Annotated in this window: 9 protein-coding genes; all 9 read right to left on the bottom strand. The window is 71.2% G+C overall.

Annotation, left to right across the window (positions count from 1 at the left end; all coding sequences use genetic code 11):
* Entirely contained in the window at positions 1-861 is an 861-nt protein-coding gene (locus BGO37_RS16725) for a carbohydrate ABC transporter permease (protein WP_291756780.1), read from the bottom strand.
* Positions 854-1,696: a carbohydrate ABC transporter permease gene (locus BGO37_RS16730; RefSeq protein ID WP_291756782.1), complete on the bottom strand. Its 843-nt coding sequence runs from the start codon at positions 1,694-1,696 to the stop codon at positions 854-856. Before BGO37_RS16730 ends, BGO37_RS16725 begins: the two co-directional genes overlap by 8 nt.
* 104 nt (positions 1,697-1,800) lie before the next feature.
* Complete coding sequence (locus BGO37_RS16735) at positions 1,801-3,102, bottom strand: sugar ABC transporter substrate-binding protein (RefSeq protein WP_291756783.1); 1,302 nt, start codon at positions 3,100-3,102, stop codon at positions 1,801-1,803.
* Between the two features lie 26 nt (positions 3,103-3,128).
* Positions 3,129-5,651 carry a glycoside hydrolase family 97 catalytic domain-containing protein gene (locus BGO37_RS16740; RefSeq protein ID WP_291756784.1) on the bottom strand — a complete coding sequence of 841 codons (2,523 nt, stop codon included), beginning with the start codon at positions 5,649-5,651 and terminating at the stop codon, positions 3,129-3,131.
* A gap of 298 nt (positions 5,652-5,949) precedes the next feature.
* On the bottom strand, positions 5,950-6,132 hold the full coding sequence (locus tag BGO37_RS16745) for a hypothetical protein (protein WP_291756786.1): 183 nt from the start codon (positions 6,130-6,132) through the stop codon (positions 5,950-5,952).
* A gap of 317 nt (positions 6,133-6,449) precedes the next feature.
* Positions 6,450-8,408: a potassium transporter Kup gene (locus BGO37_RS16750; RefSeq protein WP_291756789.1), complete on the bottom strand. Its 1,959-nt coding sequence runs from the start codon at positions 8,406-8,408 to the stop codon at positions 6,450-6,452.
* A gap of 63 nt (positions 8,409-8,471) precedes the next feature.
* Positions 8,472-11,120, bottom strand: a complete 2,649-nt coding sequence (locus BGO37_RS16755) for a glucosidase (protein ID WP_291756791.1) — start codon at positions 11,118-11,120, stop codon at positions 8,472-8,474.
* A gap of 79 nt (positions 11,121-11,199) precedes the next feature.
* Positions 11,200-11,961, bottom strand: a complete 762-nt coding sequence (locus BGO37_RS16760) for a DUF427 domain-containing protein (protein ID WP_291756793.1) — start codon at positions 11,959-11,961, stop codon at positions 11,200-11,202.
* Positions 11,962-12,199: 238 nt separating this feature from the next.
* A complete protein-coding gene (locus BGO37_RS16765) occupies positions 12,200-13,267 on the bottom strand; it encodes a putative sulfate exporter family transporter (RefSeq protein WP_291756794.1) in 1,068 nt (355 codons plus the stop codon).
* Positions 13,268-13,285: the final 18 nt, after the last annotated feature.

Genomic DNA, 13,285 nt, shown 5'->3' on the forward strand with positions numbered 1-13,285 from the left:
TCATCCCTTCAGTCCGCTGCTGGCGATCCCGGCGAAGAACTGCCGGCGTAGCAGCAGGAAGACGAGCACCAACGGGGCCAGGCAGACGAGTGCGCCGGCCATGAGCGTGGGGTAGTCCGTTCCGTACTGCCCCTGCATGGCCGCCAGGCCCACCGTCAGTGGCCGGTTCGCCCCCGTCGGGGTCACGATCAGCGGCCAGAGCAGGTCGTTCCACGAGTACAGCGATGTCAGCACGGCCAGTGCGGCGATCATCGGCCGGGCCATCGGGAGCATCACGTGCCAGAAGACCTGCCAGGTGTTGGCACCGTCCAACCTGGCGGCCTCCTCGAACTCGGCGGGCAGGCCGCGAAATGCCTGCCGCAGGAGGAACGTCCCGAAGGCCGAGAACATCCCGGGGATGGCCAGGGCCGGTAGCTTGCTCAGCAGTCCGAGCTCTTTCATGATCTCGAACTGCCCGAGCAGGAAGAGCTGGCTGGGAACCATCAGCATCAGCAGGTACAACGTGAACACCAGGTCGCGCCCGGGAAATCGCAGCCGGGCGAAGGCATACCCCGCCAGGGACGCCACGAACAGCTGCCCGGCGACCCGCATCACCAGTGACGACACGGACACCATGAACTGTCGCAGGAACGGCACCGTCTGGAAGAACGTCGCGTAGGCATGCACGGTCGGCGCGGTGGGCAGAAGGGTCGGCGGCAGCGACGCGACCTCGTTCGGGGTCTTGAACGACGTCAGGATCTGCCAGATGAACGGCACGATCATCAGCGCGGCACCGAGGATGAGCACCGCATGGACCACCATCTCGCCGCGCCGCGAGCCGCCTCGGCGCGAGGCCGGGCGGGCGATCTCGGTCTCAGACATCCACGACCCACTTTCGTTGCAGCCGGAACTGGATCGCGGTGGCCGCCATGATCACCATGAGCAGGACGACGGCGATTGCGGCCGCGTAGCCCTGCTTGAACTGCACGAATGCCGCCTCGTAGAACAGGTAGACGATCGTCTTCGAGCCGTCGATGGCCGTGTTGTTCACACTCCCCAGCATGATGAAGACGAGGTCGAACATCTGCAGGGCGGAGATGACCGTCAGGATGACGACGAAGAAGATCGTGGGCGACAGCAGCGGCACGGTGATCGAGCGGAACTGGCGGGCTCGACCCGCGCCGTCCAGCGCCGAGGCCTCGTACAGCTCGGGCGAGATGCCCTGCAGGCCGGCTCCGAGAATGATCAAGTTGATCCCGAGCCCCATCCAGATCCCGACGGCGGCGAAGGCCCAGATGGTGAACCGGGCATCGGCCACCCAGTACTCGCCGGGAATCCCGAACCTCGAGAGCACCCAGTTCAGGAGGCCGAAGTCGCCGTTGAGGATGAGCCGCCACACCATCCCGATGGCCACCGGAAGGGTCACCACGGGCAGGAAGAAGAGCACCTGGTAGATGGTGCGGCCGCGCGTGACCTGCTCGATGAGAGCGGCGAGCACGACTGCGAGCGGTACTCCGAGCAGGACGAGGGCCGTGTAGAGCATCGAGTTGCGCAGCGCGTGCCAGAACGCGTCGTTGCTGATGAGGTTCGAGTAGTTCTGGACGCCCACGAACTTCGACGGGCCGAACAGCGCGTTGCCCTTGAAGCTCTTGAGGAACGTCTCGAGAAAGGGCCAGAGGTAGAGCACGGCCAGCCCGAGGGTGGCCGGCGCGATCATGAGGACGGCCCACCAGTCGGTCCTGCGGCGCGTCCTTCGCGTGGGGGTCGGGGTCCCGGTGCGGCGGACGCGCCGCCGCACCGGGACCCGGGTTGCCGTCGACATCAGCCTGCGGCCAGGACCTTGTCGATCGCCGCGCTGTAGTCCTTCGCAGCCTGCTCCACGGGCACCTGACCGTTCCAGGCCGGCGTCAGGTACTGGGTCTGCAGCCCCTGCCACTCGGCCGCGTTGCCCTGGACGGGGAGCGGCACGGCGTACTTGCTGGCGTCGATGAACACCTGCAGGTCCTTGAAGTCGGGCATGGCGCTCATCCAGGTCTGCTCGGTCCCGGCGTAGGCCGGCAGGACGGCCCCGCTCTTCGCCTGGATGTTCGCCGCCTCCTGACCGCTGGCGAACAGGAGGAACTTCTTGACCTCCTGCGGGTGCTTGGTCCCGGCGAAGCCCACGTTCTCGATGCCGCTGGAGACGGTGGCGCGGCCCGCAGGTCCCACAGGCAGGGGCGCGACGCCGATGTTCGGACGCAGCGCGGTGTTGTTGTACAGCTGCAGGGCCCAGTAGGCGCCGGACATGTACATGGCCACCTTGCCCTGCTCGAACATGGTCTCAGCCTCGGTGTCGGACATCTGCTGAAGGGTGGGCGACGAACCGTCCTTCATGATGTCGGTCCAGAACTGAATGCCCTTGATCGCCTCGGGGGTGTCCAGCGCGGCGTGCTTGCCGTCCGCGGCGATCACGCGACCGCCGGCCTGGAAGATGGTGTTGTAGTACCCGCTCTGGTAGTCGATCGGGGCCGCGGTGCCCCACACGCCCTTCTTGGTCAGGGCCTTGGCGGTCGCACGGAAGTCAGCCCAGGTCCAGTCGGCCGTGGGGTAGGCGACACCGGCAGCGTCGAACAGCGCCTTGTTGTACCAGACGGCGTTGGTGTCGAAGTCCTTGGGAAGCCCGTAGATCTTGCCGTCCCCCTGGTCGTACAGGTCGATGACGGCCTTCGGGTACTTCGACAGGTCGACGTTCTCGGCCTTGATCTCGTCGCTGATGTCCAGCAGCTGGCCGCCCGCGGCATAGGGACGGATCTGCTGGGCGAGCATCCAGAACGCGTCCGGCGCGGTCCCTCCCTGGGCACCGGTCTGCAACGTCGACCAGTACTGGGGCCACGGCAGCTCCTGGACGTTGACGGTGATGTTCGGGTTCTCCTTGGTGAACGCGGCTGCGATCTCCTTCATCGCAGGAGTCTGGGTACCGGCCCACACCTCATAGGTGATGGTCACCGGCGCGGCAGGTGTGGTGGCCGCAGCGCCGGTGGTAGCTCCGGCGGTGCTCGTCGGCGTCCCGTTCCCACTGCTGCACGCTGCCAGCAGCGCGATGCCCGCCGCCGCGGCGACGACGCCCAACCGTCTCTTGTGCATGGGGGTCCTTTCGTGTGCTCCGGTCGTCATCGACCGGGGTGGGGGGTGGTGTGCAGGCCTGAGGTCGGCACCAGGACGCGGGCGTTGGCCCAGTCCACGTGCGCCGGCGAGTCATCGACGTCCTCGGGAAGGGTGCGCAGGGTCAACGTGTCGATCCCGGTGACGTCCACGTCGAGCGGGACCGCCGGTGCGCCTCCGCTCACCGACACCCGGACGAGCGCCCGTCCGTCACCGAGCACCTCCGCCGAGGCGGCGGAGGTCGGTGTCTCGTCATCGACCCCGACGTCGACGGTGAAGCGCGTGGCGTGCCCGTCGAGTGCGAGCACGATCTCCGACGGCGTGGACACGCCGAATCCGTCGGCGGCAGGGATCGAGGCGATCCGCATCGGGACTCCGTCGCGCGGGTTCCCGCCGCCGTTGCTCATGTCGCGCTCGACGGGGCCGCTCTCGTTGCGGAAGCCCAGCATCGGCAGCCGCGACACGACGTGCCGACCTGCGGTCAGGGGAACGACGAGGCGGGCGTGAGCGATGTTCGGCACGCCGTCCTCGCCCGGCTCCTCGACCGTCACGATGCCGTGATCCCCGGTCCTCCGCCGTGCGGGAGCCGTGACCCGCCAACGTCCGTCGCCGAGATCGTCGGCCGACCATCCGGGCGGGGTGCGCAGCGTGGCCTTCGTCGAGACGGTGAGGACGACCTCGCCGCGGTCGTCGAGCCCGCCTCGCGCCGGTTCGACGACGGGCGCCGCCAGCACCGGCCGCCGGCGGGCCCTGAAGGTGTCGGACGCCGGCGGGGCCAGGATCGCTGCACATCCGCCGTTCTCTGCGACGTCCACCGTCAGGTTCCCCTGCACCACCTCGGCACGACCCCGCAGGCCGCCCGCAGGGTCGTCGTCAACGATCCATGCCTGCCATGGCCCGTCGCCCAGGCGTCCCAGCGGCACGCGGAGCGTGCGGGCCGGGCCGACCGCGACGGCGCCGACGAACCAGCGATCCCCGTGGCGGCGGGCCAGGACCGCCTCCGTGTCCGGCGAGCCGCCGAGCAGCCGCGTCTCGTCCCACGTCGCGGGGAGCTCGCTGAGGAGCGACGTGGCGTGCACCGACGCCGCGTACACGTCGACGCTGTCGGCGAAGTGCGTGATGCCGCTCTCGAAGACGACGGCCTGCGCCAGCTCGTGCCCGTCGCTCGTCGTTCGGTCCTTCGCGCTCCAGGCGACCGGGGTGAAGTCCATGGCGCCCAGGACGTTCCGAGTGAACGGCAGCGCGACGTTGTGGACGGCGGTGAGCGGGGCGTCGGAGTAGAAGACGTAGTACTCGGAGCCGCGGACGGCCTCGTAGCCGACGACCTGCGGCCAGGTGCGGACCCACCCGCGGGGGATCACCGAACCATGGAAGTTCACCATCAGCCCGAGGCGCGCGCTCTCGGCGAGGATCGTGTCGTACCAGCGGTAGCGGTCCTTGGACTCGGACTCCATGAAGTCGACCTTGATGCCCGCGACACCCCAGGACCGCCACAGCGCGAGCCGGGCGAGCTTCTCCGGCCCGTCGAGGTCGTGCCAGACCGTCCAGAGGTGCACCTGGACGCCCCGGTGGCTGGCGTACGCGACGATGTCGGGCACCCAGGTTTCTTCCCACCCGCAGTCGATGAGCAGGTGCTCCCACCCGAACTCGGCGGCGCGGTCCACGAAGTGGCGCTGGGTGTCCAGCTGTGCGCCGGAGTAGAAGTCCGACCACCAGGACCAGGCGGCTCGGCCCGGGCGGACCCACTCCGCCGCCTCCAGCGCGGCGCTCGGCGGCGGCGCGAGCTCATCGACGAGGCGACTCTCGACGACCGCCGCAAGCGTGCCCAGGAGCAGCACCCGCCATGGGGTGAGGGCGCCACGCGCGATCTCCACCTTGTCGTCCGCGAGCACCAGGCCGATCGTCCCGTCCGCAGCCACCGTCGCGTGGGCGCCGCTGTAGCGCCCGTCGATCGCGGACTCCGAGAGCAACAGGTAGTCGGTGCTCAACGCCGGACCCAGCCGCAGGAGGACCGGAAGGCCGTACGCCCCGGGCTCCAGGGCCTCGAGGTCCGCACCGTACCGAGGCGTCTCGTACCACGTCTGGTAGTCCTGCACCCACGCACGCGTACCGGCCGGCGGCCGCAGCACGGTGCCGTCAGCCTCGAGCCACGCGACACCCTCGAGGTCGTCGATCGCGTACCGCACCGCGATGCCGTCGGCGGCGCAACGAATGACGATCTGCCACGAGCGGCCGCCGGCATGCCGAAGCCGGATCTCGGTCTGGTCCTGCCGGATCGGGAGCACGCCGGTCGACTTGCCGGACCGGGCGATCCAGGAGTCCTCGATGCGCTCCCGCCGAACGTCGACGACGTCGGAGCCCAGCGCGAGGTCGACGCCGTCCACCACGATCCCCAGCTGCATCGTCACGACGGCCCGACCGCACAGCTCGGCGTCCAGGCGCACGCCGGCGCCGGACACGACGACGCACCCGCCGGGACCGTCGTGGGTACCGAGCTCGATCCGTCGTGCCGGCGCTGGGCGCTCGTTCACCTCGACCACAAGGGCTCCGTGTCATCGAACCAGGCGGCGGAACGTCGCCGTGCTCAGGGACGCTACATGGAGCCCGAGGGACGATGACAGGCGGTTTCCGACGAGCTACCTGGACGAAACGACGACGCGGATTGGCCTGGCCCGCACCCGACGCCGATCAAACGGGCACCCTGCGGGGACGATCGGTGCATCATCCGCCGGCGACCCGCCCGGCGCGTCGCACGTCGACGACACCCCGTGCACCGCTGAGCGAAACGTCCAGGTGTCGAGACGGAATCCCCTGGCGCAGCCCGTCCTCTCACGCACCCGCGTCCTCGTCGAGCGGACGGGCCAGCACGAGGTCGAGCAGCCCGCGCAGCTCCTCGCGCTGCGAGGGGTCGAGGCCGCCGAGGGTGCGGGCGAAGACCTCGTCGGCGAACCGGGACGCCGACTCGAGCAGGCGCTGCCTTTCGGGGGTGGCGACCGAGCGGCAGACGATCATCGCCGCGATGTCGCTGCTGGAGAGGTTGCTGGACTGATGGTCACCGTCACCGAGCGGCGGACGCCGCAGGCGGAGCGCTTCGACAGGCGGCTGCTGCCGCCGATGATGGTCTCGGCGCTGTACCTGGCGACCGCGATCGGTCAGCCGTTGATCGGCCGCTTCGTCGACAGCTGCGGCGCCAGGCGCACGTTCCTCATCGGCGCAGCGCTCACCCTCACCGCGGGCGTCGTCGGCGTGCTCTCGCCGACCGGGCGCTCCCCCAGGTCGGCCGCGAGAAGGACGAGAGCCGCCGGCCTCAGCGGTGACGGGTCCGTCCGTCACAGCCCCAGGTTGGCCCCCATCACCACCGTGCGGTCGGGCGGCAGGTGGAACACCTCCGTGCGGTTGGCGGCGTTGTGCGCCATCCAGACGAACAGCCGCTCCTGCCAGCCCGTCATCCGCGGCGCCCCGCTGGCGTGCAGGGTCAGCACGGACAGGAAGTAGTGCGCATCGGCGATGTCGACGTCCAGCTCGGGCGACGTCCCGATGGCCAGCGCCAGCCCCCGGGGGATGTCCTGGCTGTCGTTGAAGCCGACCCGCACCGTCACGTGCACGATGCCGTCGTCGCCGTAGCCCAGGTCGTCCACCTGCACGCGGTCCGCGTGCCGGATGTGCGGCACGTTCTCGTTGACGATCTGCACGATGGCGACGTGCTCGTGCAGCACGTGGTTGAAGGTGACGTGCGAGCGCAGGGCCAGCGGCGTCGTCGTCTTGTTGGGGTGCGGGAACACGGCGAAGCCCGGCACGCGCGCGACACCCTTCTCGCGCACCATGGTGACGAACTCGTCCAGGGGTCCCTCCAGCCGGGCACGCTGCTCGTTGAGGGTCCGTGCGCCCGTGCGCCAGGTGGTCATCAGGGTGACCACGACCCCGGCGATGAGCAGCGGCAGCCACCCGCCGCTGACGATCTTCAGCAGGTTCGCGCCGAAGAACAGGATCTCCAGGCCGCCGACGACGACGCTGTAGGCGACCACCTTCCACGGCGCCCAACCCCACACCCGTTTGGCCAGCAGCAGGAACAGCAGGCTGGTGAGGACCAGCGTGCCGGTCACCGCCAGCCCGTAGGCGGTGGCCAGGTGCGCCGAGCTGCGGAACACGCCGATCAGCACGAGCACGCCCACGAAGAGGATCCAGTTCACCGCGGGCACGTAGATCTGGCCGCCCTCCTCCCGAGAGGTGTGGCGCACCGCCAGTCGGGGGAACAGGCCCAGCCGCACGGCCTGCCGGGACACCGAGTAGGCGCCGGAGATCACCGCCTGGGACGCGATGACGGTCGCCACGGTTGCGAGCACGACGAGCGGCAGCGTCGCCCAGCCCGGGGCCATGCGGAAGAACGGGTTGGCCGTGGTGCTCGGGTCGCGCAGGATCATCGCGCCCTGGCCGAAGTAGTTGAGGATCAGCGCGGGAAACACGACCAGGTACCACGCGCGGCGGATCGCGTGCGGCCCGAAGTGGCCCATGTCCGCGTACAGCGCCTCCGCGCCGGTGATCGTCAGCACCACCGCCCCGAGCGCGATGAAGGCGACGAACGGGCGGTCGACGACGAAGGCCAGCGCGTAGGTCGGCGAGAGCGCACGCAGCACCCCGGGGTTGCGCACGATCTGCGGCACCCCGAGCACGGCCAGCACGACGAACCACGCGGCCATCACGGGCGCGAAGGCCCGGCTGACGGTTTCGGTCCCCCGCCGCTGCACGACGAAGAGCAGCGTGAGGATCACCACGGACACCGGCAGCACCAGCTGCTGCAGGCCCGGGTCCGCCACGGCGAGACCCTCCATCGCGGACATCACGGAGATCGCCGGCGTGATGACGCTGTCGCCGTAGAACAGCGCCGCGCCGAAGATCCCGAGCAGCGTGGCCGCGGCGAGCCGCCGCGGGTCGCCGAGGCGCTCCCGCAGCAGCGCGACGAGGGCGAGGATGCCGCCCTCCCCCTCGTTGTCGGCGCGCATGATCAGCGCGACGTACTTCACCGACACCACGACGGTGATGGACCAGAACACCATCGACACCACGCCGAGCACGTCGCCGGCGGTCGGCTGCACCTCGTTGTGGTCGATGCTGAACACGGTCTGCAGCGCGTACAGCGGGCTGGTCCCGATGTCGCCGAAGACGACGCCGAGCGCGCCGAGCGCGAGGGCTGTCCCCCCGTGGCGGACCAGGCGCCCCGGCGGCGGGGCGGCGGCGTCCGTCGTGGCCTGCGTGCCACCGGGATCGTCCGAGACCTGCGCGTCGCTCACCCGCGCATCGTGGCACGAGACATCCGTGGCGACCGCCGCAGGAGTCCACCAACGGCGCCCGTGTCAGGGTTCGTCGATCGACGCGTCGCGGTGCAGCAGCAGGTCGGCGACGAGCGCGGTCCACCCCGTCTGGTGCGAGGCGCCGAGGCCCTGGCCGGTGTCGCCGTGGAAGTACTCGTGGAACAGCACGTCGCGCTGCCAGGCGACGCCGTCGCGGAACGGTGGACCGTCGCCGAGCGCGGGGCGCCGGCCGTCGGCGCCTGGCAGGAGGACGGACGTCACGCGCCGGCTCAGCTCGGTCGCGGCCTCCGACAGCGTCATGGTCCGCCCCGAGCCGGTCGGCAGCTCGAGCCGCAGCCCGTCGCCGTACAGCCGCGCGAACCTCCGCAGCCCGTGGATGAGCATGACGTTGGCGGGCAGCCAGACCGGCCCGCGCCAGTTGGAGTTGCCGCCGAACACGCCGCTCCGCGACTCGCCCGGCTCGTAGCCGACCTCGGCCCGGAACCCGGGCAGGTCGAGGACGAAGGGCTGGTCCCGGTGCCGCTTGGACAGCGACCGGATGCCGTACGGCGAGAGGAACTCCTCCTCGTCGAGCACCGCCGCCAGCAGGCGGTGCAGGTTCGCCGTCGGCACCATCGCCAGCAGCCGTCCCAGCCCCCCGTCGCGCTCGTGCGTCACGCTCAGCGGGTCGGCGAACTCGGGCCGGTGGGCCATGAACCAGTCGAGCTCCGCGGCGAACCCCGGCAGCCGGCCGAGCGTGCCCGTGCCGAGCGTCGTCGTGGCGATCATCGGCAGCAGCCCGACGAGCGAGCGCACGCGGATCGGCGTACGGGTGCCGTCAGCGGCGGCGAGGACGTCGTAGTAGAAGCCGTCGGCCTCGTCCCACAGGTTCTGCCGGCGGGCGGCGGTCGCGATGTAGGCGAAGTGCTCGAGGAACTTCGTGGCCATGGTCTCGTAGGCGTCGTCGTGCTCGGCGAGGACGAGGGCGATCTCGAGCATGTCCAGGCAGTACATCGCCATCCACGCCGTGCCGTCGCTCTGCTCGAGCCGCCCGGCGACCGGCAGGGGCGCGGAACGGTCGATCGGGCCGATGTTGTCCAGGCCGAGGAACCCGCCCTCGAAGACGTTGTCGCCGCCCTCGTCCTCCCGGTTCACCCACCAGGTGAAGTTGATGAGCAGGCGCTGGAACGTGCGCTCGAGGAACTCGTAGTCGTCGTCGCCCGCGCAGTGGAACACGCGCAGCGCGGCCCACGCCTGCACCGGTGGGTTGACGTCGCCGAAGGCCCACTCGTACGCGGGGATCTGGCCGCCCGGGTGCATGTAGGTGTCCTGGAGCAGCATGAGGAGCTGCTCCTTGGCGAGCTCGGGATCGACGTGCGCCAGGGCGACGGCCTGGAACGCGAGGTCCCACGCGGCGAACCACGGGTACTCCCACGCGTCCGGCATCGAGAACACGTCCTGGGCCGACAGGTGCCGCCAGGCCGAGTTGCGCCCGCCGCGGCGCGCGTCGGGCGGCGGCGGCCCCGCGGGATCCCCATCGAGCCACTCGTGGACGTCGTAGTCGTAGAACTGCTTGCCCCACAGCAGCCCGGCGAACGCCTGACGGGCCAGCCCCGCCTCGTCCGGGGTGAACCGGGGGCCGACGAGGGCCGCGTAGAACTCGTCGGCCTCGCGCTCGCGCTGCGCCATGACGGCCGCGAAGTCGTCGCCGAGGCCCGACACGGCCCCGGCGGTCAACCGCACGCGCACCTCGCGGCGCTCCCCCGGACCGACCCGGAGCTCGTGGCGCACCGCGCACTTCGTCCCGACCTGGTCCGGGTTGACGGTCGCGCTGCCGTGGACGACGGCGTCGTTGATCCCGTCCTTCGGGAACGGCGACCTGTTCGGCGACCCGAACAGGCGCTCGCTGTTGGTCTCGTTGTCGCAGAAGAGCGCCGTCGCCTCGGGGTCGTAGGCCAGGTGCATCTCGCCGAGGTCCTGGTGGCGGACGCGCACGGCGCCGGGGGTCGCGAGGTCGAGCTGCGGCCGGGGCGTCGCGTCCCGTCCCCAGGCCCAGGTGTTGCGGAACCACACGGTCGGCAGCACCCAGATCGTCGCCTCGTCGGGCCCGTGGTTCTCGACCGTCACCCGCATGAGGACGTCGTCGGGCGCCTGCTTCGCATAGGCGACCTCGATGCCCCAGTAGCGGTCGTCGTCGAAGACCCCGGTGTCCCCCAGCTCGTACTCCGGGTCGTGACGACCCCGCGCCCGGTTCTGCGCCACCAGGGCGTCGTAGGGGAACCCGGCCTGCGGGTAGTGGTAGCGCCAGCGCATCCACGAGTGGGTGGGGGTGGAGTCCAGGTACCACCAGTACTCCTTGACGTCCTCCCCGTGGTTGCCCTCGTTGCCGGTCAGGCCGAACATCCGTTCCTTGAGGATCGGGTCGCGCCCGTTCCAGACCGCCAGGCCCAGGCAGAGCAGCTGGCGGTCGTCGCACACGGCCGCCATGCCATCCTCGTTCCACCGGTACGCGCGGGACCGGGCGTGGTCGTGCGGGAACGACTCCCAGGCTGTCCCGTCCGCGGAGTAGTCCTCGCGCACGGTGCCCCACGCGCGCTCGGCCACGTACGGACCCCACGTCGCCCACGTCGGCGCGCCGGTGGGCGCGGACCGCCCCCGCGGGATCGACCGCAGTCGCCGGGCCTCCGCCGACGCGTCGCCGTCCGTGGTCATCGGTGCTCCCCTCGCAGGTGGACCGAGCGTCGCAGGTGGACCGAGCGTCGCACGTGCCGCCCGGCGCGGGCACGACCAGTCAGCCGACGCCGATCTCCTGGCCGTCGACGGACACGTGCAGCTCGGGGCTCTTCTCGGGCCAGAAAGCGACGAGACCGGCGATCTTCGTCGACTCCGGCAACGGGGTGCGGTACGACCACGCCGCGTCGCTGACCGTGGTCCCGTCGACGGTCAGGTCCCAGTAGGTGGCCGTGCCCTTGTAGGGGCAGTGGCTGACCGTGGACACGGGCGTCAGCAGGTCCATCCGGACGTCGACCTGCGGGAGGTAGTAGCGCGGGACGAGCCCCGTCTCGAACAGCACGACCGGACGGCGCGAGTCCGCGACGACCACGCCTGCGCACGTCACGACGACGTGGCGGCTGCTGGCCAGCGCGTCGATGCGCACGTACGGGCTCCGCGGGTGGGTGAAGACGACCTCGTCCTCCTCCAGCCAGGTGTCCAATGCCGACCACGTGAGCGCGTACGCGTCCCGGAGCGCGACCACCTCGGCCTCCGGATGACGACGCGCCGCGCGCGGCAGGACCCGGTTCCCGATCACGACGTCGAAGACGTCGCTGACACCGAGGACCTTGGAGCGCGGGCCCCGGCCCGCCGGTCGCAGCTCGACCTCGAGGTCCTGCGCGGTGAAGAAGTACTCCGGGAAGTACGGGTGCTCCCACACCTGCAACGGTGCGACGGAGTCCACCACCAGCTCCCCAGCGCTGAAAGCCCGGACTCGCTTGCGGCCCTGCTGGACGGTTCCCGGCGTGATGACGAACGGGTTCTCGACGACGTCGGCCATGGTCTCGGCTCACTCTCTCGTGGGAACGGGGGTCTCGTGCGACGCGTGACCTCAGCGTGTGGTGACGGTGGGCTCAGGTGCGGTCCAGGCCGCGCACGAGCCGTCGCAGCCGGGCGGCTGCAGGTGCCCGAACGGGTTCATGTGGGAGGAACCCGCCGGCCGCCGGCCGGATTCCGAAGGCCCGGCCGGGCCCGGTCCGCCTCCCTCGCGGACGCGCGGCTCGCGCGTCCGCGCGCCGCTACAGGCGCCCCGTGAGCGCCTGCAGCCCGAGGCTGCTGCTCGCCACCGCGACCCACAGCACGCCGCCGAGGGCGAGCGGTCGCCACCCGGCGCGGCGCAGGCCCTCCACCGGGGTGAGCAGCCCCACGCCGGCGAGCGCGACGGCCGTCAGCACCCGCGCCGTCCAGCCCACGCCCGGCAGCCAGCCCGCCGGCACCACTCCGGTGCTGTTCACGCCCGCCGCGATGAGGAAGAGGACGAGGAACGGCGGGACCAGCCTGGACCACCGCAGCGTCGGTGCCCGTCCGCCGGCCGCGGTGGCGGCGGCCCGCGCCCGGCGGTGGGCGCCGACCGCCAGCCCCAGGGAGATCGGCACGATCATCAGGGTCCGCGTCAGCTTGACGACCACGGCGGTGGCCAGGGCGCTGGCCCCGAAGACGGTCCCGGCGGCCACCACGGAGGACGTGTCGTTGATCGCGGTGCCGGCCCACAGGCCGAACGCCGCCTGGGACAGCCCCATCGCGTGGCCGATGAACGGGAAGAGCACCGCGGCCAGGGCGTTGAACAGGAAGATCGTGGTGACGGAGGTGGCGATCGCCACCTCCGACGCTCCGATGACGGCGCTGGTGGTCGCGATCGCCGACGCGCCGCAGATGGCGGTCCCGACGCCGACCAGGGTGCGCGTCTCGCGGTCCAGCCCCAGGCGCCGGCCGACCAGCGCGGCGCCGACGAGCCCGACCGTCAGGGTGCCCAGCATCACCGGCAGGGCGGACCGGCCGGTGCGGACCACCTGGGTGAGGGACAGCCCGAGCCCGAGCAGCACCACGGCGGCCTGCAGCACCTGCTTGGAGGCGAACCGGGCACCGGGCGCGAGCTCGAGCGACACCGAGCGTCGCACCAGCACCTCGCGGGTCAGCACGCCGAGCACGATGCCGATCACGGGCCCGCCGACGACCGGGACGAGGACGCCCACCCACGTGGCGAGGCCGCCGAGCGCGACGGCGAGCAGGAGGCCCGGCCAGCGGCGGCTGCGGACGACGGGCACGCTGACGGCGGTCGGGGCGAGAGAGGTCTCGGGGCTGGTCACCCGAGCAGCCTCCGCCCG

Source organism: Cellulomonas sp. 73-92, from assembly GCF_001898175.1.
Lineage (GTDB): Bacteria > Actinomycetota > Actinomycetes > Actinomycetales > Cellulomonadaceae > Cellulomonas.

Excerpts from the sequence above, each read along its gene's own strand:
- BGO37_RS16725 (WP_291756780.1), bottom strand. The coding sequence starts at position 861 with ATGTCTGAGACCGAGATCGCCCGCCCGGCCTCGCGCCGAGGCGGCTCG.
- BGO37_RS16745 (WP_291756786.1), bottom strand. The coding sequence starts at position 6,132 with ATGATCGTCTGCCGCTCGGTCGCCACCCCCGAAAGGCAGCGCCTGCTC.
- BGO37_RS16760 (WP_291756793.1), bottom strand. The coding sequence starts at position 11,961 with ATGGCCGACGTCGTCGAGAACCCGTTCGTCATCACGCCGGGAACCGTC.
- BGO37_RS16735 (WP_291756783.1), bottom strand. The coding sequence starts at position 3,102 with ATGCACAAGAGACGGTTGGGCGTCGTCGCCGCGGCGGCGGGCATCGCG.
- BGO37_RS16730 (WP_291756782.1), bottom strand. The coding sequence starts at position 1,696 with ATGATCGCGCCGGCCACCCTCGGGCTGGCCGTGCTCTACCTCTGGCCC.
- BGO37_RS16755 (WP_291756791.1), bottom strand. The coding sequence starts at position 11,120 with ATGACCACGGACGGCGACGCGTCGGCGGAGGCCCGGCGACTGCGGTCG.